General features: G+C 50.0%; 20 protein-coding genes and 4 pseudogenes. 17 read left to right on the plus strand and 7 right to left on the minus strand.

All coding sequences use genetic code 11. From position 1 onward, the window contains the following. Window positions 1-4: 4 nt before the first annotated feature. The 14 genes and pseudogenes from RGV86_RS01945 to RGV86_RS02000 all read left to right on the plus strand — a co-directional run. Window positions 5-334: a phage tail assembly protein T gene (locus RGV86_RS01945; protein ID WP_001161009.1), complete on the plus strand. Its 330-nt coding sequence runs from the start codon at window positions 5-7 to the stop codon at window positions 332-334. Beyond that, on the plus strand, window positions 306-3,371 hold the full coding sequence (locus RGV86_RS01950) for a phage tail tape measure protein (protein WP_000372027.1): 3,066 nt from the start codon (window positions 306-308) through the stop codon (window positions 3,369-3,371). The genes RGV86_RS01945 and RGV86_RS01950 overlap by 29 nt, the downstream gene beginning before the upstream one ends. Then, on the plus strand, window positions 3,371-3,700 hold the full coding sequence (locus RGV86_RS01955) for a phage tail protein (protein WP_000447253.1): 330 nt from the start codon (window positions 3,371-3,373) through the stop codon (window positions 3,698-3,700). Before RGV86_RS01950 ends, RGV86_RS01955 begins: the two co-directional genes overlap by 1 nt. A gap of 9 nt (window positions 3,701-3,709) precedes the next feature. After that, window positions 3,710-4,408 (plus strand): phage minor tail protein L, encoded by a 699-nt coding sequence (locus RGV86_RS01960; RefSeq protein ID WP_001152368.1) that lies wholly within the window; start codon window positions 3,710-3,712, stop codon window positions 4,406-4,408. Window positions 4,409-4,413: 5 nt separating this feature from the next. Then, a complete protein-coding gene (locus RGV86_RS01965) occupies window positions 4,414-5,157 on the plus strand; it encodes a C40 family peptidase (protein ID WP_309508424.1) in 744 nt (247 codons plus the stop codon). Beyond that, a complete protein-coding gene (locus RGV86_RS01970; protein WP_000847646.1) occupies window positions 5,154-5,702 on the plus strand; it encodes a tail assembly protein in 549 nt (182 codons plus the stop codon). Before RGV86_RS01965 ends, RGV86_RS01970 begins: the two co-directional genes overlap by 4 nt. Window positions 5,703-5,762: 60 nt before the next feature. Then, window positions 5,763-9,242 (plus strand): phage attachment tail tip protein J, encoded by a 3,480-nt coding sequence (gene gpJ, locus RGV86_RS01975; protein ID WP_021560600.1) that lies wholly within the window; start codon window positions 5,763-5,765, stop codon window positions 9,240-9,242. Between the two features lie 58 nt (window positions 9,243-9,300). Beyond that, window positions 9,301-9,664: pseudogene (locus RGV86_RS22285) on the plus strand (prophage tail fiber N-terminal domain-containing protein); the annotation flags it as partial. 432 nt (window positions 9,665-10,096) lie between these two features. Next, window positions 10,097-10,426: a phage tail protein gene (locus RGV86_RS22290; protein WP_077881232.1), complete on the plus strand. Its 330-nt coding sequence runs from the start codon at window positions 10,097-10,099 to the stop codon at window positions 10,424-10,426. A gap of 233 nt (window positions 10,427-10,659) precedes the next feature. After that, window positions 10,660-11,697 (plus strand): annotated as a pseudogene (locus RGV86_RS22420) (prophage tail fiber N-terminal domain-containing protein); the annotation flags it as partial. Next, window positions 11,694-11,975, plus strand: coding sequence for a hypothetical protein (locus RGV86_RS01985; protein WP_000654155.1), 282 nt, complete (start codon window positions 11,694-11,696; stop codon window positions 11,973-11,975). The pseudogene RGV86_RS22420 and the gene RGV86_RS01985, both read left to right, overlap by 4 nt. Window positions 11,976-11,984: 9 nt before the next feature. Beyond that, window positions 11,985-13,025, plus strand: a complete 1,041-nt coding sequence (locus RGV86_RS01990; protein WP_021560598.1) for a tail fiber domain-containing protein — start codon at window positions 11,985-11,987, stop codon at window positions 13,023-13,025. Between the two features lie 42 nt (window positions 13,026-13,067). Then, the gene (locus tag RGV86_RS01995) at window positions 13,068-13,361 is read left to right on the plus strand and encodes a hypothetical protein (protein WP_000355601.1); all 294 of its coding nucleotides are present in this window, start codon (window positions 13,068-13,070) and stop codon (window positions 13,359-13,361) included. Window positions 13,362-13,380: 19 nt separating this feature from the next. Beyond that, window positions 13,381-13,491: pseudogene (locus RGV86_RS02000) on the plus strand (tail fiber assembly protein); the annotation flags it as partial. 97 nt (window positions 13,492-13,588) lie between these two features. On the opposite strand, the gene RGV86_RS02005 reads toward RGV86_RS02000, so the two are convergent. The 3 genes from RGV86_RS02005 to RGV86_RS02015 all read right to left on the minus strand — a co-directional run bounded on the left by RGV86_RS02005 (window position 13,589) and on the right by RGV86_RS02015 (window position 14,911). Continuing rightward, a complete protein-coding gene (locus RGV86_RS02005) occupies window positions 13,589-14,179 on the minus strand; it encodes a recombinase family protein (RefSeq protein ID WP_000086527.1) in 591 nt (196 codons plus the stop codon). A gap of 316 nt (window positions 14,180-14,495) precedes the next feature. Continuing rightward, window positions 14,496-14,729, minus strand: a complete 234-nt coding sequence (ydfK, locus tag RGV86_RS02010; protein WP_000836768.1) for a cold shock protein YdfK — start codon at window positions 14,727-14,729, stop codon at window positions 14,496-14,498. A gap of 68 nt (window positions 14,730-14,797) precedes the next feature. After that, window positions 14,798-14,911, minus strand: a complete 114-nt coding sequence (locus tag RGV86_RS02015; RefSeq protein ID WP_120795384.1) for a YnaM/YnfT family protein — start codon at window positions 14,909-14,911, stop codon at window positions 14,798-14,800. A gap of 603 nt (window positions 14,912-15,514) precedes the next feature. On the opposite strand from RGV86_RS02015, the pseudogene ydfJ reads away from it, so the two are divergent. Then, window positions 15,515-16,798 (plus strand): annotated as a pseudogene (ydfJ, locus tag RGV86_RS02020) (MHS family MFS transporter YdfJ); the annotation flags it as partial. An 87-nt stretch (window positions 16,799-16,885) separates the two neighbouring features. After that, on the plus strand, window positions 16,886-18,346 hold the full coding sequence (locus RGV86_RS02025) for a mannitol dehydrogenase family protein (RefSeq protein ID WP_085460710.1): 1,461 nt from the start codon (window positions 16,886-16,888) through the stop codon (window positions 18,344-18,346). Between the two features lie 35 nt (window positions 18,347-18,381). Here the strand turns inward: RGV86_RS02025 and ydfZ are convergent, their stop codons facing one another. The 3 genes from ydfZ to ydfG all read right to left on the minus strand — a co-directional run bounded on the left by ydfZ (window position 18,382) and on the right by ydfG (window position 20,281). Next, window positions 18,382-18,585, minus strand: coding sequence for a putative selenium delivery protein YdfZ (ydfZ, locus tag RGV86_RS02030; protein WP_000214710.1), 204 nt, complete (start codon window positions 18,583-18,585; stop codon window positions 18,382-18,384). Window positions 18,586-18,759: 174 nt separating this feature from the next. Further along, window positions 18,760-19,446, minus strand: a complete 687-nt coding sequence (gene rspR / locus RGV86_RS02035; protein WP_000215570.1) for a DNA-binding transcriptional regulator rspR — start codon at window positions 19,444-19,446, stop codon at window positions 18,760-18,762. An 88-nt stretch (window positions 19,447-19,534) separates the two neighbouring features. Beyond that, window positions 19,535-20,281, minus strand: a complete 747-nt coding sequence (ydfG, locus tag RGV86_RS02040; protein ID WP_010346482.1) for a bifunctional NADP-dependent 3-hydroxy acid dehydrogenase/3-hydroxypropionate dehydrogenase YdfG — start codon at window positions 20,279-20,281, stop codon at window positions 19,535-19,537. A gap of 136 nt (window positions 20,282-20,417) precedes the next feature. Here ydfG and dcp point away from each other — a divergent pair, with 136 nt between their 5' ends. Then, window positions 20,418-22,463 (plus strand): peptidyl-dipeptidase Dcp, encoded by a 2,046-nt coding sequence (gene dcp, locus RGV86_RS02045; RefSeq protein WP_085460711.1) that lies wholly within the window; start codon window positions 20,418-20,420, stop codon window positions 22,461-22,463. A gap of 45 nt (window positions 22,464-22,508) precedes the next feature. Here the strand turns inward: dcp and RGV86_RS02050 are convergent, their stop codons facing one another. Beyond that, window positions 22,509-23,027 (minus strand): 2-oxo-tetronate isomerase, encoded by a 519-nt coding sequence (locus tag RGV86_RS02050; RefSeq protein WP_032225211.1) that lies wholly within the window; start codon window positions 23,025-23,027, stop codon window positions 22,509-22,511. Between the last annotated feature and the right edge of the window lie 186 nt (window positions 23,028-23,213).

Below are 23,213 nucleotides of genomic sequence, written 5' to 3' on the forward strand. Positions count from 1 at the left end.
GGAAATGCAGTTTGTCATGCGGCTTGCCCGGGAGTTCCGGCGGGCAGACTGGCGGCGGATGCTGTCGGAAATGTCGGCCACTGAGCTTGGTGAGTGGGGCGATTATTTCCGGATGCAGAGCTTCAGTGATGTGTGGATGGATGCGCAGTTTGCCTCGCTGAAGGCATTGATCGTGAGAATGGTGTCCGGCAGCAGTGATGCTGCGGTGGCTGATTTCAGCCTTTTACCGGAAGAGAACGGGATACCGGAGCGAACGGACGAAGAACTGATGCATCTTGGGGAAGGTATTTCCGGAGGTGTGCGTTATGGACCAGATAGCCAACCTGGTCATTGATTTGGGGATTGATGCGGCAGAGTTTAAAAATGAAATTCCCCGTATCAAAAACCTTCTGAATGGTGCAGCCAGCGATGCAGAACGGTCTTCTGCCCGTATGCAGCGTTTTATGGAGCGTCAGACTCAGGCCGCCCGGCAGACAACGCAGGCAGCTTCTTCGGCTGCAACAGCCGCATCCGTCCATGCGCAGACGGTGGAGAAGAACGCACAGGCTCATGAACGCATGGCCCGCGAGGTGGAGAAAACCCGCCAGCGCATGGAGGCACTGAGCCAGAAAATGCGCGAGGAACAGGCGCAGGCCATGGCTCTGGCGGAGGCTCAGGATAAAGCGGCTGCTGCGTTTTATCGTCAGATTGACAGTGTGAAACAGGCCAGTGCGGGGCTGCAGGAATTACAGCGTATTCAGCAGCAGATCCGACAGGCCAGAAACAGTGGCGGGATTGGTCAGCAGGATTATCTGGCGCTGATTTCTGAGGTTACTGCGAAAACCCGTGTTCTTACACAGGCTGAGGAAGAGGCTACCCGACAGAAAGTGGCGTTTATCCGTCAGCTTAAAGAGCAGGCAACCCGCCTGAATCTTTCATCTTCTGAGTTGCTTCGTGCTAAGGCAGCCCAGCTGGGGGTAAGCAGTGCTGCAGAAGTGTATATCCGCAAAATGGAGCAGGCAGGAAAAGCCACGCATTCGCTGGGTCTGAAAAGTGCAGCAGCCCGCCAGGAGATAGGCGTTCTGATAGGTGAACTGGCCCGCGGCAATTTAGGGGCGCTGAGGGGATCCGGGATAACGCTGGCTAACCGTGCCGGATGGATAGACACACTAATGTCACAGAAAGGCATGATGCTTGGCGGGGTTATTGGCGGTATTGCCGCGGCCGTCTATGGTCTGGGTAAAGCCTGGTATGACGGTCAGAAGGAGGGGGAAGAATTTAACCGCCAGTTGTCGCTGACGGGGCATTATGCCGGAGTCACTGCCGGGCAGCTGTGGACGCTCAGTCGTGCTATTTCCGGGAATGGTATCACGCAACATGCTGCAGCCGGTGCGCTGGCTCAGGTGGTGGGGAGTGGTGCATTTCGTGGAAACGATATCGGTATGGTGGCGAGAGCTGCCGCACAGATGGAGCGATCGGTTGGCCAGTCGGTCAGCGATACCATAAATCAGTTTAAGCGGCTGAAGGATGATCCTGTAAATGCCGCGAAGGCTCTGGACAATGAGCTGCATTTTCTTACTGCCACTCAGCTTGAGCAGATACGCGTCCTTGGGGAGCAGGGGCGGTCCAGTGATGCTGCACGGATAGCCATGTCTGCACTGGCAGAGGAAACCGGTCGGCGTACTGCGGATATTGATAATAACCTCAATGCGCTTGGCAGTACGCTGAAGTATCTGTCTGATTTGTGGAGTCGTTTCTGGGATGCGGCCATGAATATTGGTCGTGAAGACTCGCTGGATGAACAGATTGCCGCTTTACAGGAGAAAGTGTCGCGGGCGAAAAGACTCCCCTGGACGGCATCATCTTCTCAGGTTGAATACGATCAGCAGCGTCTTAACGATCTTCAGGAGAAAAAACGCCAGAAGGATTTGCAGGATGCAAAAGAGCAGGCAGAGCGGAATTATCAGGAGCAACAGAAACGCCGTAATGCTGAAAATGCTGCACTGAACCGGATGAATGAAACGGAAGCAGCACGACATCAGCGTGAAATTGCGCGTATTAATGCCATGCAGTACGCCGATCAGGCTGTCAGGGATGCGGCGATACAACGTGAAAATGAACGTTACGAGAAAGCCCTGGCATCCGGTAAGAAAAAAACACGTGAAACCCGTAATGATGAGGCCACCCGGTTATTGCTGCAGTACAGTCAGCAACAGGCACAGGTGGAAGGACAGATTGCTGCTGCCAGACAGTCAGCAGGCATTGCCACGGAAAGGATGACAGAAGCGCATAAACAGCTTCTGGCTCTGCAGCAGCGCATCAGCGACCTGGACGGGAAAAAACTGACGGCAGATGAAAAGAGTGTGCTGGCCCGTAAAGATGAACTGATTCAGGCACTGACGCTGCTGGATGTAAAACAGCAGGAGCTTCAGAAACAGACGGCACTCAACGAGCTGAAGAAAAAAACAATTCAGCTGACCAGTCAACTGGCTGAAGAAGAGCGCGCTCAGCGTCAGCAACATGACCTGGATATCGCCACGGTGGGTATGGGTGATCAGCAGCGACAGCGATATCAGGTACAACTGAGTCTTCGCCAGAAATACCAGCAACAGCTGGAGCAGTTGAGGCGGGATAGTGAGCAGAAAGGGACATATAACACGGATGACTACAGAAAGGCCGAGCAGGCGCTGACGGAGAGCCTGAACCGACAACTGAATGAGAATCGCCGTTACTGGCAACAGCTTGAAGTTGTGCAGGGTAACTGGAAAAACGGAGTCCTGCGTGCATTTCAGGATTTTACCGTGGATGCAGATAATACGGCAGAAACAGCAGAACAGGTGTTCTCGTCAGCCTTCAGCAACATGGGAAATGGCCTGGCAACTTTTGTCACTACCGGCAAACTCAATTTCAAATCCTTCACCTCTTCTGTGCTGTCAGATATGGCGAAAATCCTGGCGCAGGCAACCATGATGAAATCGATAAAAGGGATTGGCAGTGTACTGGGATTTGATCTCAGCAGCCTTTCCCTGAATGCCAATGGGGGGATTTATCAGTCTGCTGATTTGAGTCGTTACAGTGGCACGGTGGTTAACCGTCCGACGTTTTTTGCTTTTGCAAAAGGCGCGGGTGTGATGGGGGAAGCGGGACCTGAAGCCATTCTGCCATTGCGTCGTGGTGCTGACGGTAAGCTGGGGGTTGTGGCGGATATTGGGGGTTCAGGTATGGCGATGTTTTCCCCGCAGTACAACATCGAGATCAATAACGATGGCACGAACGGGCAGATAGGTCCGGCTGCCCTGAAGGCGGTTTATGACCTCGGGAAAAAAGCGGCAGCGGACTTTATGCAACAGCAGGCCCGTGATGGTGGTCGGTTAAGTGGAGCATATCGGTAATGGAGACGTTTCACTGGAAAGTGCGCCCGGATATGAATGTGGTATCAGAGCCGAAAGTGGTGACAGTGAAGCTGGGCGATGGTTATGAACAGCGTCGTGCGGCGGGACTGAATAACCAGTTGTCGACTTACAGCGTGACGATACGTGTTCGTAAATGTGAACACCCATCTTTAAAAGCCTTTCTGGAACGGCACGGTGGCGTCCGTGCATTTCAGTGGACGCCACCTTATGACTGGAAACCGATCAGGGTGGTTTGTCGTAAATGGTCGGCAAGCGTGGGGGCGCTGTGGGTAACCATAACGGCAGATTTTGAACAGGTCGTGGCATAGGAGGCTCTGATGCAGGATATTCCACAGGAAACACATCATGAGACGACACGCCTCACTCAGTCAGCCCAGGTGGTGCTCTGGGAAATCGATCTGACAGAGGTCGGTGGTGAACGTTATTTTTTCTGTAATGAGCAGAACGAAAAAGGTGAGCCGGTTATCTGGCAGGGGCGGCAGTATCAGGTATACCCCATTCAGGGGACGGGATTTGAACTGAACGGCAAGGGCAGTGCTGCCCGTCCGACACTGACGGTTTCTAACCTGCACGGCATGGTCACCGGGATGGCGGAAGACCTGCAGAGTCTGGTCGGAGGAACGGTGGTCCGGCGTAAGGTTTACGCCCGTTTTCTGGATGCGGTGAACTTCGTCAACGGAAACAGTGACGCCGATCCGGAGCAGGAGGTGATCAGCCGCTGGCGCATCGAGCAGTGCAGCGAACTGAGCGCGGTGAGTGCCTCTTTTGTACTGTCCACGCCGACGGAAACGGACGGTGCCGTTTTTCCGGGACGTATCATGCTGGCCAACACCTGCACCTGGACCTATCGCGGTGATGAGTGCGGTTATCACGGTCCGGCGGTCGCGGATGAATATGATCAGCCGACGTCCGATATCACGAAGGATAAATGCAGCAAATGCCTGAGCGGCTGTAAGTTTCGCAATAACGTCGGCAACTTTGGCGGCTTCCTTTCCATTAACAAACTTTCGCAGTGAATCCCATGACAGAGACAGAATCAGCGATTCTGGCGCACGCCCGGCGATGTGCGCCAGCGGAGTCGTGCGGCTTCGTGGTAAGCACGCCGGAGGGGGAAAGATATTTCCCCTGCGTGAATATCTCCGGTGAGCCGGAGGCGTATTTCCGTATGTCGCCGGAAGACTGGCTGCAGGCAGAAATGCAGGGTGAGATTGTGGCGCTGGTCCACAGCCACCCCGGTGGTCTGCCCTGGCTGAGTGAGGCCGACCGGCGGCTGCAGGTGCAGAGTGATTTGCCGTGGTTGCTGGTCTGCCGGGGGGCGATTCATAAGTTCCGCTGTGTGCCGCATCTCACCGGGCGGCGCTTTGAGCACGGGGTGACGGACTGTTACACGCTGTTCCGGGATGCTTATCATCTGGCGGGGATTGAGATGCCGGATTTTCATCGCGAGGATGACTGGTGGCGTCACGGTCAGAATCTCTATCTGGATAATCTGGAGGCCACAGGGCTGTATCAGGTGCCGTTGTCATCAGCACAACCGGGCGATGTGCTGCTGTGCTGTTTTGGTTCATCGGTGCCGAATCATGCCGCCATTTACTGTGGTGATGGCGAGCTGCTGCACCATATTCCTGAACAACTGAGCAAACGAGAGAGGTATACCGACAAATGGCAGCGACGCACACACTCCCTCTGGCGTCACCGGGCATGGCACGCATCTGCCTTTACGGGGATTTGCAACGATTTGGCCGCCGCATCGATCTTCGTGTGAAAACGGGGGCTGAAGCTATCCGGGCGCTGGCCACACAGCTCCCGGCGTTTCGTCAGAAACTGAGCGACGGCTGGTACCAGGTACGCATTGCCGGGCGTGATGCAGGTGAAACCGAATTGTCTGCCCGTCTTAATGAGCCGCTGGCAAATGGTGCCGTGATCCACATCGTGCCGCGTCTGGCGGGAGCTAAAAGTGGCGGTGTGTTTCAGGTGGTGCTGGGGGCGGCGCTGATTGCGGTGGCATGGTGGAACCCTGTGGGCTGGCTGGGTGCCGCGGCTGTATCGGGCATGTATGCGGCAGGGGCCAGTATGATCCTGGGCGGAGTGGCGCAGATGCTGGCACCGAAAGCCAGGACGCCCACGGCAGCAAGTACAGATAACGGCAAACAGAACACCTATTTCTCCTCACTGGATAACATGGTTGCCCAGGGCAATGTTCTGCCCGTTCTGTACGGTGAAATGCGCGTGGGGTCGCGGGTGGTCTCTCAGGAGATCAGCACGGCAGACGAAGGGGATGGTGGTCAGGTTGTGGTGATTGGTCGCTGATGAAAAACGTTTTATGTGAAACCGCCTCCGGGCGGTTTTGTCGTTTATGGAGCGTTAGGAATGGGTAAAGGCAGCAGTAAGGGGCATACTCCGCGCGAAGCGAAGGACAACCTGAAGTCCACGCAGTTGCTGAGTGTGATCGATGCCATCAGCGAAGGGCCGATTGAAGGTCCGGTGGATGGATTAAAAAGCGTGCTGCTGAACAGTACGCCAGTGCTGGACACTGAGGGGAATACCAACATCTCCGGCGTCACGGTGGTGTTCCGGGCCGGTGAGCAGGAGCAAACACCGCCGGAGGGATTTGAATCCTCCGGCTCCGAGACGGTGCTGGGTACGGAAGTGAAATACGACACGCCGATCACCCGGACCATCACGTCGGCAAACATTGACCGACTGCGTTTTACCTTCGGCGTGCAGGCACTGGTGGAAACCACCTCAAAGGGGGACAGGAATCCGTCGGAAGTCCGCCTGCTGGTTCAGATACAACGTAACGGTGGCTGGGTGACGGAAAAAGACATCACCATTAAAGGCAAAACCACCTCACAGTATCTGGCCTCGGTGGTGGTGGGTAACCTGCCGCCGCGCCCGTTTAATATCCGGATGCGCAGGATGACGCCGGACAGCACCACAGACCAGCTGCAGAACAAAACGCTCTGGTCGTCATACACCGAAATCATCGATGTGAAACAGTGCTACCCGAACACGGCACTGGTTGGCGTGCAGGTGGACTCGGAGCAGTTCGGCAGCCAGCAGGTGAGCCGTAATTATCATCTTCGCGGGCGCATTCTGCAGGTGCCGTCGAACTATAACCCGCAGACGCGGCAATACAGCGGTATCTGGGACGGAACGTTAAAACCGGCATACAGCAACAACATGGCCTGGTGTCTGTGGGATATGCTGACCCATCCGCGCTACGGCATGGGGAAACGTCTTGGTGCGGCGGATGTGGATAAATGGGCGCTGTATGTCATCGGCCAGAATTGCGACCAGTCGGTGCCGGACGGCTTTGGCGGCACGGAGCCGCGCATCACCTGTAACGCTTACCTGACCACACAGCGCAAGGCGTGGGATGTGCTCAGTGATTTCTGCTCGGCGATGCGCTGTATGCCGGTATGGAACGGGCAGACGCTGACGTTCGTGCAGGACCGACAGTCGGATAAGGTGTGGACCTATAACCGCAGTAATGTGGTGATGCCGGATGATGGCGCGCCGTTCCGCTACAGCTTCAGCGCCCTGAAGGACCGCCATAATGCCGTTGAGGTGAACTGGATTGACCCGAACAACGGCTGGGAGACGGCGACAGAGCTTGTTGAAGATACGCAGGCCATTGCCCGTTACGGTCGTAATGTCACGAAGATGGATGCCTTTGGTTGTACCAGTCGGGGGCAGGCACACCGAGCCGGGCTGTGGCTGATTAAAACGGAACTGCTGGAGACGCAGACCGTGGACTTCAGCGTGGGCGCTGAAGGGCTTCGCCATGTACCGGGCGATGTCATTGAAATCTGCGATGATGACTATGCCGGTATCAGCACCGGTGGTCGCGTGCTGGCGGTGAACAGCCAGACCCGGACGCTGACGCTCGACCGTGAAATCACGCTGCCATCCTCCGGTACCACGCTGATAAGCCTGGTTGACGGAAGTGGTAATCCGGTCAGCGTGGAGGTTCAGTCCGTCACCGACGGACTTAAGGTGAAAGTGAATCGGGTTCCTGACGGCGTTGCAGAATACAGTGTGTGGGGGCTGAAGTTGCCGACGTTGCGTCAGCGCCTGTTCCGCTGTGTGAGTATCCGTGAGAACGATGACGGCACGTATGCCATCACTGCCGTGCAGCATGTACCGGAAAAAGAAGCCATCGTGGATAACGGGGCGCACTTTGACGGCGACCAGAGCGGCACGGTGAATGGTGTCACGCCGCCAGCGGTGCAGCACCTGACCGCCGAAGTCACCGCAGACAGCGGGGAATACCAGGTGCTGGCGCGCTGGGATACGCCGAAGGTGGTGAAGGGCGTGAGCTTTATGCTTCGCCTGACCGTGGCAGCGGATGACGGCAGTGAGCGGCTGGTCAGCACGGCCCGGACGACGGAAACCACATACCGCTTCACGCAACTGGCGCTGGGAAACTACAGGCTGACAGTCCGGGCGGCAAATGCCTGGGGGCAGCAGGGCGATCCGGCATCGGTATCGTTCCGGATTGCCGCACCGGCAGCACCGTCGCGGATTGAGCTGACGCCGGGCTATTTTCAGATAACCGCCACGCCGTATCTTGCCGTTTATGATCCGACGGTACAGTTTGAGTTCTGGTTCTCGGAAAAGCGGATTACCGATATCAGGCAGGTTGAAACCACAGCCCGCTATCTTGGTACGGCGCTGTACTGGATAGCCGCCAGTATCAATATCAAACCGGGCCATGATTATTATTTTTACATCCGCAGTGTGAACACCGTTGGCAAATCGGCATTTGTGGAGGCTGTTGGTCAGCCGAGTGATGACGCATCCGGCTATCTGGATTTTTTCAAAGGCGAGATAGGGAAAACCCATCTGGCTCAGGAGTTGTGGACGCAGATTGATAACGGTCAGCTTGCGCCTGACCTGGCTGAAATCAGGATGTCCATTACGGATGTCAACAATGAAATCACGCAGACCGTCAATAAGAAGCTGGAAGACCAGAGTGCAGCGATCCAGCAGATACAGAAGGTTCAGGTTGATACAAATAATAACCTGAACAGCATGTGGGCTGTGAAGCTGCAGCAGATGCAGGACGGACGCCTTTATATCGCGGGTATTGGTGCCGGTATTGAGAATACCCCTGACGGTATGCAGAGTCAGGTGCTGCTGGCGGCGGACAGGATTGCGATGATTAATCCTGCGAATGGCAATACAAAGCCGATGTTTGTTGGTCAGGGCGATCAGATATTTATGAATGAAGTGTTCCTGAAATATCTGACGGCTCCCACCATTACCAGCGGTGGCAATCCTCCGGTATTTTCCCTGACACCGGACGGGCGGCTGACGGCGAAAAATGCCGATATCAGCGGTAACGTGAATGCGAACTCCGGGACGCTCAACAACGTCACGATTAACGAGAACTGTCGGGTTCTGGGAAAACTGTCCGCGAACCAGATTGAAGGCGATCTCGTTAAAACAGTGGGCAAAGCTTTCCCCCGGGACTCCCGTGCACCGGAGCGGTGGCCATCAGGGACCATTACCGTCAGGGTTTATGACGATCAGCCGTTTGACCGGCAAATTGTTATTCCAGCGGTGGCTTTTAGCGGTGCCAGACATGAACGGGAGAATAGCGATACTTATTCGTCATGCCGCCTGATAGTGAAGAAAAATGGGGCTGAAATTTATAACAGAACGGCTCTGGATAATACTCTGATTTACACGGGTGTTATTGATATGCCAGCAGGCAGTGGCGTAATGACACTGGAGTTTTCTGTATCAGCATGGTGGGTAAATGGCTGGTATCCCACAGCAAGTATCAGCGATTTGCTGGTTGTTGTGATGAAGAAAGCCACTGCAGGCATCACGATTAGCTGAATTTTAAAACCCAAATTCGGGCACCAGAAATGGTGCCTTTTTTATTTGTGGAGTGAATATGGCAGTACAGATTTCAGGTGTGCTGAAAGACGGTGCAGGAAAACCAATACAGAACTGCACTATTCAGCTCAAAGCAAAGCGTAACAGCACCACGGTACTGGTGAACACAGTGGCCTCTGAAAATCCGGATGAAGCCGGGCGTTACAGCATGGATGTTGAGTATGGCCAGTACAGCGTCATCCTGCTGGTTGAAGGTTTTCCGCCTTCACATGCCGGGACCATTACCGTCTATGAAGGCTCCAGACCAGGTACGCTGAATGATTTTCTCGGTGCCATGACGGAGGATGATGTCATGCCGGAGGCATTGCGTCGTTTTGAGGAAATGGTGGAAGAAGCGGCACGCAACGCTGAAGCCGCCTCTCAGAGCGCAGCGGCGGCAAAGAAATCCGAAACGGCTGCGGCATCATCGAAGAACGCGGCGAAAACCTCAGAAACGAATGCAGCTAACAGCGCACAGGCGGCAGCGGCCTCGCAGACTGCATCGGCAAACTCCGCGACAGCAGCCAAAAAATCAGAAACCAACGCGAAAAATAGCGAGACAGCCGCAAAGACGAGCGAAACCAACGCAAAGTCCAGCCAGACGGCAGCGAAAACCAGCGAAACGAATGCCAAAGCCAGTGAAACTGCGGCGAAAAATAGCCAGAATGCAGCAGCCGAAAGCGAGAGTGCGGCAGCTGGTTCTGCGACTTCAGCAGCTGGATCAGCAACTGCTGCGGCTAACAGCCAGAAAGCAGCGAAGACGAGCGAAACTAACGCAAAGTCCAGCCAGACGGCAGCGAAGACCAGCGAAACGAATGCCAAAGCCAGCGAAACTGCGGCGAAAAGCAGTCAGGATGCAGCAGCTGAAAGCGAGAGTGCCGCAGCTGGTTCTGCAAGTGCGGCGGCTGCTTCTGCCACTGCATCAGCAAACAGTCAAAAAGCTGCAAAAACCAGTGAAACCAATGCAAAGACAAGCGAGACTGCAGCGGCGAACTCGGCGCAAGCATCGGCAGCAAGCCAGACAGCAGCTAAAGCAAGTGAGGATGCAGCCAGAGAGTATGCAAGCCAGGCTGCGGAGCCGTATAAACAAGTATTGCAGCCGCTTCCTGATGTGTGGATACCATTTAACGATTCGCTGGATATGATTACGGGTTTTTCGCCATCATATAAAAAGATTGTTATTGGTGATGATGAAATAACGATGCCTGGCGACAAGGTTGTTAAGTTTAAACGCGCATCGAAAGCAACCTATATTAATAAATCTGGTGTGCTGACAGAGGCTGCCATTGACGAGCCACGGTTTGAACGTGATGGCCTGCTTATTGAGGGGCAAAGAACGAACTACATGCTCAATTCGGAAAGCCCTGCCAGTTGGGGGCGATCGTCAAATATGGATGTTCCCGAAACCGGGACGGATAGTTTTGGTTTTACCTATGGAAAGTTTGTCTGTAACGATTCTCTGATTGGGCAAACCTCAGCCATTAATATGGCATCAATTGCTGCAACAAAGTCAGTTGATGTCTCAGGCGATAATAAATACGTGACAACCTCATGTCGTTTTAAAACAGAACTGCAGGTAAGGTTGCGTATCCGATTTGATAAATATGACGGTAGCGCAACAACTTTTCTTGGTGATGCGTATATTGATACACAAACGCTTGAAATTAATATGACAGGTGGTGCTTCCGGTAGAATTACGGCACGAGTCAGGAAGGATGAAACTACAGGATGGATTTTTGCTGAGGCAACAATTCAGGCAATTGATGGTGAGTTAAAAATAGGCTCTCAGATACAGTATTCACCTAAGCAGGGAGGGGCAACCGTATCAGGTGACTATATTTATCTGGCTACCCCACAAGTAGAGAATGGGGCTTGTGTATCATCTTTTATTATATCAGGAACGACGGCGGCGACTCGTGCGAGTGATATGGTTACGATCCCGACCGAAAACAACATTTATAACAGACCGCTTACTTGTTTGGTCGAGGTTAACAGGAATTGGGGCGATATTCCTCCTAATGTAGCACCGCGTATTTTTGATTTTTCTGGTGTGCCGCCTATTGAGTCAATCACATACGCTTTTAACACAACCGAGAAATATTACGGTCAGCTTTATATGCAAACTTATAAAGCGTCGACAAGTAGTTACGTTTCTAGTTTGTTTACTGGTCGAACGGATGTTCGAAAACTCATTGGTGGTTTTAATATTTATTCTGATGGTACTAAACGAGTAGTTTCTAACGGTGAGGCTACTAAAACCATGAAAACGGAATGGACGGGCGTAAAAACGCGGACCTTTATTCGAATAGGAGGTCAAGCCACATCAGGGACACGTCATCTATTCGGCCATTTGAGAAATCTTCGTCTCTGGCATAAAGAATTAACTGATGCGCAAATGGGGGAGAGTATTAAATGAAAGATTTAACACTCAAATTTGCCGACAGGGCCGACTTTTCGGCCTTTATGGAGAGTATTGGCTATTATGATGACGAGTCGATGCAGGATGATATTCTTATTGACGTGATAGGTAACGTGTACAAAGAAACCGGAGAACTGACTGAAGATGGCGAACCGGTATGTGTTAAGGAAGACGGATATTTTGTAAACGTGCGCATCATTAATGATTCGCAAATATCGTCATTATTCGATGAATACGTGGTTGCTGTTGAGCATCAACTTCGTGGCTGGATGTGAGGAAGAAAAATGGCTACATCGACAGTAATTCCTGATGACATCAAAACGCTAAAATCCGACGTTAGCAAATTAAAAAACGATCAAGGAAGCTACGCAACAAAATTATATGTAGACAGCAAAGATGAAATCGTTGGTGACTGGTCTGCTTCATGGTATCAGCAGGTATTGCCAACTAGCGGAGCTATATTTGGGAGAAAACTCCGCTCAACTCACAGGACGGCAGGTGTTGAGGATGCGTATTGCGAACTATACCTCAAAAAATGGATAGACAGTCCAGGTAACGCAATGGCGCGCCTTAACCTGAACGATAACGGGACAAACATTTGCTGGGACTTTACCAACCTTTATGGCGGTACGATGATTTTTCCCGGTGACAGCGGATACCTCAAAATGGGTAACTGCCTTATGTCATACAGCAAGCGTGGAAGTAACGCGCTTATTAAATTTGATTACACCGACACATTACAGATCAAATATGCCAATCATGGGTCAACCATGACATTAAACACACAGGGAACCGCTTATGCTGGTGTTACTGCTCAATTGTGGGGCAACTCCAGCCGTCCTGTTGTTTATGAAGTCGGTGTTGATGGTGGCGCTTATATGTTCTATGCGCAGAAAAATACCGATAACACCTATATGTTAAGCGTTAATGGTGCATGTCATGCCACCGCATTTAACCAGCATTCCGACCGGGATCTGAAAGACAACATTCAGGTGATCGATAATGCAACCGACCGCATCCGTAAAATGAACGGCTATACATACACGCTTAAAGAAAACGGTATGCCCTATGCTGGTGTCATTGCACAGGAAGCTCTGGAAGCAATCCCAGAAGTTGTAGGTTCCGCAATGAAATATCAGGACGGTGCGAGCGGATCGGAAGGTGAAGAAGGTGAACGTTATTACACAGTAGATTATTCTGGTGTTACTGGCTTGCTTGTTCAGGTAGCCAGAGAGTCAGACGACAGAATAACAGCACTGGAAGAAGAAAACGCAGAATTAAGACAAAGATTATCTGCAATTGAGGCGGCGCTTGTGTCTAAATAATATTAAGGGGCCGAGCGCCCCGTTTTATTGGGTAGGATGAAAATGGATATAACACCTTTCCTTCATGCGCTTTGTGCTGTGGCTGCGCAGCTACTGATTGGTCTTTTTACCGGGAACTGGGCTTACGGGGCGATAGCCGGTTGTACGTTCTTCATTGCGCGTGAACACACCCAGGCAGAATATCGCTGGATTGAAATGTTCGGGCATGGCAAGCGAATGAATATGCCGTGGTGGGGCGGTTTTGATCCGCGCGCGTGGGATGTGGCAAGCCTGATGGATTTTGCTGTGCCGGTGGTGGCGTGTCTGCTGGTCTGGCTGTTGGTTAATCGTGGGTGAAAAAAGGTGAGCTGTATATGCAACGGAGGAAGAAACCTCGTTGCGGGAAGCCTGGAAGAAGTATCGGGTGTTGCTGAACCGTGTTGATACGTCAACTGCACAGGATATTGAATGGCCAGCACTGCCGTAGGGTAAAACATATAAATTCTATAATTAGATGTATCTTTCCATTTACGGCAAGGAAGGGGGCTTGGAAGACGTAAGGCATCTCACACCGAGATTATTTTTTATATGTCAGGTGTCTGAAGTTTTGCTTTGGCTCTTAAAATGGTTTGCCGCGAGGTTTTGAATTCCCGGGCAATGGCACTTATACTTACACCTGACTTAATCCGTTCGAATACCACCTGTTTCTGTTCTTCATTTAACACAGGTGGTCGACCAAAACGTTTCCCTGCGCCCCGGGCTCTTACTATCCCGGAATGAGTGCGTTCAAGTAAAAGGTCTCGTTCAAATTCAGCGACTGCTGAAATTACTTGCATCATCATTTTTCCTGTTGGACTGGTCAGGTCAATGCCCCCCAATGCTAAGCAATGCACTCTGATACCTGTTTCGGTCAGTTGTTCCACTGTTTTCCTGATATCCATTGCATTACAACCAAGGCGATCCAGTTTTGTCACAATCAATTGATCACCACATTTCAGGCGAGCAAGCAACCGGTTAAAACCAGGACGCTCACTGGTTGCTGCTGAGCCGCTAATGTGTTCTTCGATTATTTGCTGAGGTTTGATTTTAAAACCTGCACTTTCGATTTCCCGGCGTTGATTTTCGGTGGTCTGATCCAGCGTTGATATCCGACAGTAAGCAAAAATTCGAGACATAGTGAGACTCTATACGAAATTGGTGTTCATATCATAATGCATCTCAGAAAATAATTTTGATTATTTTTGTGCATGTTTGTATGTACACGTTCGAAAATAAACGAATGCGTATGCAACCCCGTAATTTTGGTGAGACCCAAAATCGATTTTGTGAAAAATGGCTTTAACTCGGTTTGTTTTTCGAGTTCCGGGCGGACTCAAGGAAGAAGAATAGTGTTGCGTGTTATTTTAACCAGATTTCAAGTTGTTTGGTCGTGGAAAAGTGGAGCAAAATGTTGTTAAAGTGGAAAAATGATAAAAAAGTAAGTTTATTATATTACATTTTACCATTTAAATTTTGGTTGTCTTTAAGAACTGATATCGCTGTTTGTAATAATTCTTTGTTATCCAGCCATGATTTTTTCTTTATGTTTCCTTCAATGTAATCAAGCAATGTTCTGGTATTGATAGGTCTTCCCTGTTTTGCTACTTCCACTACAGCATCCCCTAGGATAATTCTGACTTCAGGAAGCTGCGCAGGGAACCACTTTAGGGTGTCTTTTGATTTCATGAATATATTCCTTAAAATATTATTGATTTTCATTGCGATATTGTATGTCTGATTCAGGATATGTTGACTTATACATCGGTTTTGTCTGGGTTATTGGATATGCCAATCCCTAATTTTATTAGAGCATGACTAAAAATGCTGAATATGATAAGGAGCGAAGTGATTATCAGTATGCTGTTCATATAGCCTCGAATTAGTAATGTGTTATATATGATATAGTTGACAATTTTTATCCTGGGTGTTCTTAAAGTTCGTAGATAAACATTGTCGTTTCAGGTATACAGGAATGCTAACAGATGGCGGCAAAAATCAGGCGGTTTATGGCGCAAGCTGAAGTGGCAACTGCAAACTATCTTATGCAGAGACTCTACACGGATTGGGTTTAAAAGTATACATAGATAACAGTTTTTATCTGAAGAAGAAAAATATCAAGGTGATATAGCCTATATGCCTTTGATGCGGAGGAATGAATGTGATGGGAGTGATGTATCTGAATAGTTGAAAAACCGCAGACACGCCTTATGCAAGAACGTGCTGCGGTTGGCTGGTAAATTTTTCGATAGTGCGAGTATTGAATGATTTCCAGCCGTTATTGATTTTACGCGTAACTCCATGAAAAAACTACTTATCTGTTGAGGAGTTTTTTTGGGGCATATATGGGACAGAAATAGGCCCCAGATAGACACTGAGATCGAACTTAGGATGCTTTTTAAAAAATGCAACTATCTGAAAAAACCTAGAAAACGCCAAGGAAACCACAGGATGGGAAAAAACACCTGTGAATTATGGATTTTCAGTTATACTCGCTCGGTGCAGCGTTAGTATTCCATGAAATATTTTTTCCGGAATCGTCAACCGCAATGGCGTTAATTCTGGCAATGGGAACTTACGGTGCTGGTTATGTTGCACGTATTGTCGGAGCATTTATTTTCGGCAAAATGGGCGACAGAATAGGGCGTAAAAAAGTGCTCTTTATTACCATCACCATGATGGGGATCTGTACTACCTTAATTGGTGTGTTGCCGACCTATGCGCAGATTGGTGTTTTTGCGCCAATCTTGCTGGTGACGTTGCGTATTATTCAGGGGCTGGGGGCAGGTGCGGAAATTTCCGGTGCCGGTACGATGCTGGCGGAATATGCGCCGAAAGGTAAGCGCGGAATTATCTCCTCATTTGTGGCTATGGGTACTAACTGCGGAACCTTGAGCGCAACGGCAATCTGGGCCTTTATGTTCTTTATTCTTAGTAAAGAAGAACTGCTGGCATGGGGATGGCGTATACCGTTCCTGGCGAGCGTTGTCGTGATGGTCTTTGCTATCTGGTTGCGAATGAACCTGAAAGAAAGCCCGGTTTTTGAGAAGGTTAACGACAGCAACCAACCTACAGCAAAACCTGCACCTGTCGGTAGCATGTTCCAGAGCAAATCCTTCTGGCTGGCAACAGGTCTGCGTTTTGGACAGGCAGGAAACTCAGGTCTGATTCAAACTTTCCTTGCTGGTTATTTAGTGCAAACTTTGCTGTTTAATAAAGCAATTCCCACAGATGCATTAATGATCAGTTCTATTATCGGTTTTATGACGATTCCTTTCCTCGGTTGGTTATCCGATAAAATTGGCCGTCGTATTCCTTATATCATTATGAATACTTCAGCTATTGTCCTGGCGTGGCCAATGCTTTCTATCATTGTAGATAAAAGCTATGCACCGGGCACCATCATGGTTGCACTCATTGTGATTCACAACTGTGCGGTGTTGGGATTATTTGCCCTGGAAAACATTACCATGGCAGAGATGTTCGGCTGTAAAAACCGCTTTACCCGAATGGCAATATCTAAAGAAATTGGTGGTCTTATCGCTTCAGGGTTTGGTCCTATTCTGGCCGGTATTTTCTGTAACATGACAGGATCCTGGTATCCGATTGCAATAATGATTATGGCTTATTCCGTCATCGGCTTAATTTCCGCGCTGAAAATGCCAGAAGTTAAAGACCGCGATTTGAGTGCGCTGGAAGATGCTGCAGAAGATCAACCGCGCGTTGTAAGAGCTGCGCAACCTTCAACAAGTCTGTAAATCCAGAATCCCTTCTCTTAGTGAGGAGGGATTTTTATTCATATAACAAACCATTCAGCTTGCCATATTTAAATTAAAGGAAACGTCATGGGAAATAATTTGTTATCCGCAAAAGCGACACTCCCTGTTTATGATCGTAATAACCTGACGCCAAAAATTGTTCATTTAGGGTTTGGCGCATTTCATCGCGCGCATCAGGGCGTGTATGCCGATATCCTGGCTGCCCAGCATCACAGCGATTGGGGCTACTATGAAGTGAATCTGATTGGCGGCGAACAGCAAATCGTCGATCTTAAACAGCAAGATAATCTCTATACCGTTGCGGAAATGTCGGCTGATGCGTGGACCGCTCGCGTAGTTGGCGTCGTGAAAAAGGCGCTGCACGTACAAATTGATGGCTTAGAAGCCGTGCTGGCCGCGATGTGTGAACCGCAAATCGCAATTGTCTCTCTGACAATCACCGAAAAAGGGTATTTCCACTCTCCGGCGACCGGACAGTTAATGATGGAGCACCCGATGGTAGCTGCCGACTTGCAAAATCCCCACCAGCCGAAAACAGCAACAGGCGTGATTGTCGAGGCGCTGGCTCGCCGTAAAGCCGCAGGATTTCCCGCGTTTACCGTTATGTCATGCGACAACATGCCAGAAAACGGTCACGTTATGCGTGACGTTGTCACTTCATACGCCAGAGCAGTGGATGTAAAACTGGCGCAATGGATAGAGGAAAACGTGACTTTCCCATCGACAATGGTGGATCGCATTGTACCCGCAGTGACGGCGGAAACGCTGGATAAAATCGAACAACTTACCAACGTGCGCGATCCGGCAGGCGTGGCGTGTGAGCCGTTCCGTCAGTGGGTGATTGAAGATAATTTTGTTGCCGGACGCCCGGAATGGGAAAAAGCAGGCGCTGAACTGGTCAGCGATGTGCTGCCTTATGAAGAGATGAAACTGCGTATGCTCAACGGCAGCCACTCCTTCCTGGCTTATCTGGGCTATCTGGCGGGATATCAGCACATTAACGACTGTATGGAAGATGAAAATTATCGTCATGCAGCACATGCCTTGATGTTGCAGGAACAGGCGCCCACGCTGAAAGTACAGGGTGTAGATTTGCAAAATTATGCCGATCGATTGATTGAACGCTACAGCAACCCGGCTTTACGCCACCGAACCTGGCAGATTGCAATGGACGGTAGTCAGAAACTGCCACAGCGGATGTTGGATTCAATTCGCTGGCATCTGGCGCATGACAGCGCGTTCGATCTGTTGGCGCTGGGCGTCGCTGGTTGGATGCGTTATGTTGGTGGTGTTGATGAACAGGGAAATCAGATTGAGATTAGCGATCCGTTACTAGCGGTCATTCAAAAGGCTGTGCAAAGTAGTGCCGAAGGGAAAACGCGTGTGCAGTCGTTGATGGCGATTAAGGCGATATTTGGTGATAATTTGCCGAACAATAACTTGTTTGTTGCAAAGGTGACGGAAGCGTACTTGTCTCTATTAGCGCATGGCGCGAAAGCGACCGTGGCGAAATATATCGAGAGGTAAAAACAGCAATGCCGCCATCGGCGGCATTCACACGCTTAGTTCATGCCGAGACGAATCAGGTCCAGAGGCGCGAGTTTTTCATCACAACCTTCAACAACCACGGTTTTACCGCGACGGATTTGCTCTGCGGTCAGACCTTCAGTGTCAATCGACAGGATCTTGCCAGTGTGACCGGTGCCGCTAACCATAACACGGCTGCCAGTGGTGATTGCGTTACGGTTACGATCGTAGGTCGTCATAGGTGTTTTCTCCTTTCTGATTTACAGTCGAAGCCCACGTAACGGGCGCAATATAAATACTCCTGTCGAGTGAATATTTTTTTGTTTATGATCAAGTTCACATCTTTTTTGATGCTTGCATGAACCAGAAGAAAGGGATGGGCTCTCACCCCGGATGGGATGAGAGGAAATGAATTACTCTTCGCTAAACCAGTCGCTATTTTCCTGGCGGATCAGCTGCACGGATTCACTTATTTCCTGCAAATGCAGAGTCATTGCTTTTTCTACCGCATCACCATCATGTTTTTGTAGAGCAGTAAAAATATCCATATGTTGACGTAACAACATATCAGGTGGCGATACGTGGTCAAAGCTCATATAGCGCACGCGGTCAACAGTTGCTTTCAGGTTTTCAATGGTGTCCCACGCAAGCTGACAGTCGGCAATCTGCGTCAGAATTTGATGGAAGTTATCATCCAGCTCAAAAAAATCATCCAGTTGTTTGCGTTCAATGGCAATACGTTGTTGGTGGAGATTTTGCTCAAGCTGATAGCACTGGCTATCGGTAATCATGCTCGCCGCCCGGCGGGCGACGGCACACTCAATAGCCTGACGAATAAAACTACCGTTGCGTACCTGAGTCATGGAAATTTTATTGACGTAGCTGCCACGCTGCGGGCGAATTTGAATCAGGCCGTTTTCTGCCAGTTTTATGAAGGCTTCACGAACCGGCTGGCGTGACACATTGAAACGAACAGAAACTTCTTTTTCCGACAACGGTGTGCCCGGTGGAATTAGACAATGGACAATGTCGCGGCGAAGAATACGATAAATCTGCTGATTGACAGGTTGTGTGGGATTAAGTTGCGTTTCGACGGTCATTCGTTCTTGCTTGTGAGTGGGTTAACTCAGTGAGTCTACCACTTTTTTGTGACAAGCAATAACCCGGCGGTTAAGCCGGGTATAAAAATTAATGGCGATGGACATTCAGTCCGGCATAGCTTTGGGTAACCGGCATCATTTCCAGTGTGTTGATGTTGACGTGAGCAGGGAGTGTAGCAACCCACCAGACTGCTTCGCTGACATCTTCTGGCGTCAGCGCAACGGTGTTTTGATAGGTTTTTTCCGCTTTATCGTCGTCACCTTTAAAGCGAACATTGGAAAACTCGGTGCCACCCACCAGCCCCGGTTCGATGTCGGTGACACGTACTGCCGTACCATGCAAGTCAGTGCGCAGATTCAGGCTGAACTGACGAACAAACGCTTTTGTCGCGCCATAAACGTTACCACCAGCATACGGCCAGCTACCCGCCGTTGAGCCAATGTTAATAATATGACCATGATTACGCTCGACCATGCCAGGCAGGACAGCGCGGGTCATATACACCAGGCCTTTGTTGTTGGTATCAATCATAGTTTCCCAGTCTTCAACGCTGGCTTTATGTGCAGGTTCCATACCCAGCGCCAGTCCAGCATTGTTTACCAGAATATCGATATTACGCCACTCGGCAGGAAGCGAAGTCAGCATCTCTTCAATGGCGGCGCGGTTGCGAACGTCCAGTTGGGCGATATACAAATTATCTCCCAGTTCGTCTTTTAACTCCTGCAACCGTTCCTGGCGACGGCCAGTGGCGATAACTTTATGCCCTTGTTGAATAAAACGACGTGTAATGCATTCACCAAAACCTGCCGTTGCTCCAGTTACTAAAACGATCATCTCACTGTTCCTCAACGATTTTGTGTGTCAATAACATAGCACGTGATGCTTAAGAGCGGGTAATACTGGTTTGCAAGATTGCACTCCGTTATCAGTAAGCCTACGCTATGGAACACCTCGTTTTCAGGAGTAGAAAATGTCAACGACGAATCCTTTCCTTACGCAGAGCACTCTGCCGTATATGGCTCCTCATTTTGATCAGATTGAAAATCAACACTATCGCCCGGCATTCGATGAGGGGATGCGGCAAAAGCGGATTGAGATAGAGGCGATAGCTTTAAACCCGCAGACGCCCGATTTTACTAACACTATTCTGGCTCTCGAAAAGAGCGGGGAGTTACTCACTCGCGTTACCAGCGTCTTCTTTGCCATGACCTCGGCGCATACTAATGATGAATTACAGCGTCTCGATGAACAGTTCTCGGCGGAACTGGCGGAACTGGCTAATGATATCTACCTGAATGGCGAATTATTCGCGCGGGTAGATGCTGTCTGGCAGCGGCGTGAAACGCTGGGCCTTGATAGTGAATCTGTTCGTTTGGTAGAAGTTATTCATCAGCGTTTTGTTCTTGCCGGTGCCAAACTTGAAGATGCCGATAAAGAAAAATTAAAAGTGCTGAACACAGAAGCCGCTACCCTGACCAGTCAGTTTAACCAGCGGTTATTAGCTGCGAACAAATCCGGAGGGCTGGTGGTTGACGATGTTTCGCAACTGGCAGGCATGAGTGAGCAAGAAATTGCGCTGGCGGCAGAGGCGGCTCGCGAGAAAGGTCTGGAAAACAAATGGCTCATCCCATTGCTGAATACCACGCAACAACCGGCGCTTGCGGAACTCAGCGATCGTTCTACACGTGAAAAACTGTTCACTGCGGGGTGGACACGCGCGGAAAAAAACGATGGCAATGATACTCGTTCCATCATTCAACGGCTGGTGGAGATCCGCGCCCAACAGGCCAAATTACTTGGCTTCCCTCATTATGCCGCGTGGAAAATTGCCGATCAGATGGCAAAAACACCAGAAGCAGCACTCAATTTTATGCGGGAAATTGTTCCGGCGGCGCGTCAACGTGCGAGCGATGAATTAGCGTCTATACAGGCGGTTATCGATAATCAGCAGGGCGGGTTTAGCGCGCAGCCGTGGGACTGGGCATTTTATGCTGAACAGGTGCGGCGGGAGAAATTCTGTCTTGATGAAGCGCAGTTCAAACCTTATTTCGAATTAAACACAGTGTTGAATGAAGGTGTATTCTGGACTGCGAATCAGCTCTTCGGTATTAAGTTTGTCGAACGTTTTGATATTCCTGTTTACCATCCTGATGTCCGCGTATGGGAAATTTTTGATCATAATGGCGTGGGGCTGGCGTTATTTTACGGTGATTTCTTCGCCCGTGACTCAAAAAGCGGCGGCGCATGGATGGGGAATTTTGTAGAACAATCTACGCTTAATGAAACACGCCCGGTAATCTATAACGTTTGTAATTATCAGAAACCGGCGGCAGACGAACCCGCATTGTTGCTGTGGGACGATGTTATTACATTATTCCATGAGTTTGGGCATACGTTGCACGGTCTGTTTGCCTGCCAGCGTTATGCCACGCTTTCTGGCACCAATACACCACGCGATTTTGTCGAATTTCCTTCGCAAATCAACGAGCATTGGGCAATGCATCCGCAGGTATTCGCGCGCTACGCCCGGCATTATCAGAGCGGGAAAGCAATGCCGGAAGAGTTACAACAAAAAATGCGTAATTCCAGCCTGTTCAATAAAGGTTATGAGATGAGCGAATTGCTTAGCGCCGCACTTCTTGATATGCGCTGGCACTGTCTGCAAGAGCATGAAGCGATGCAGGATGTGAATGATTTCGAACTGCGGGCGCTGGTGGCGGAAAATATGGATCTTCCCGCCATACCGCCACGTTATCGCAGCAGTTATTTCGCCCACATTTTTGGTGGCGGATATGCGGCGGGATATTACGCCTATTTGTGGACGCAAATGCTGGCAGACGACGGTTATCAATGGTTTGTCGAGCAGGGCGGCTTAACGCGTGAGAATGGGCAACGTTTTCGCGAGGCGATTCTTTCCAGAGGCAACAGCGAAGATTTAGAACGTTTGTATCGTCAATGGCGCGGTAAGGCACCACAGATTGCGCCGATGTTGCAACATCGTGGACTGAACGTCTAATTTTCTGTAAATATAGCTGGTCTGGCGTAAAGCCTGGCCAGAAAGTCATTCCAGTAATTTCAAAAGCTGCGCCAGTGCAAATCGAACCGCCAATGCTAATACTGTTTCGCAATCACCATCAAAATGCATAACCGCAGTATGCGTATTTCCTTTTATATTCCATGCGAACCAGACTGTGCCTGCGGGCGTACCATCCTGCCCACCTTCAGGCCCACCGTAGCCGGTAATGGCAATACTAATATCGACATCTGCGCGCTCTTTGGCGCCAGTTGCCATTTCTGCCGCTATCTTCTCGCTCACCGCCGTATATTTCTCAAGAGATTGCTGACTGACGCCAAGGATTTTCATTTTGGCTTGATCGGTAAAAGTGACAAAGCCTGCGCCGTAAAACTTTGGTGTGTCTTCAGCAGCACACAGCGCGCAAGCCAACTTACCGCCAGTGCATGATTCGGAGGTAGTTAAGCGTAATTGATCAGCGATAAGTCTTTGGCTCAACGCGGATGTCAGGTTTTCAATAGTATCGCTATCTGCAAGTTGTACAATTTTATTGCTATTAATGTTCATCGTTGTTTGTCCACGTTATTAGCTGCAAAGGTGATTTGCCTTTTTGGTATGTTCTTTCACTATAATAAAAATCAGATTTATAAATCCGATTATTCTGAAAATATATTTAAGACTTAAACACAGCTTTCATTAATCTTTTTATTGTCTTTTTTGAGTTAAATTTGCAGCAAATTTTGTTGCTAGCTG

The organism is Escherichia ruysiae (genome assembly GCF_031323975.1).
In the GTDB taxonomy this organism is placed as follows: domain Bacteria; phylum Pseudomonadota; class Gammaproteobacteria; order Enterobacterales; family Enterobacteriaceae; genus Escherichia; species Escherichia ruysiae.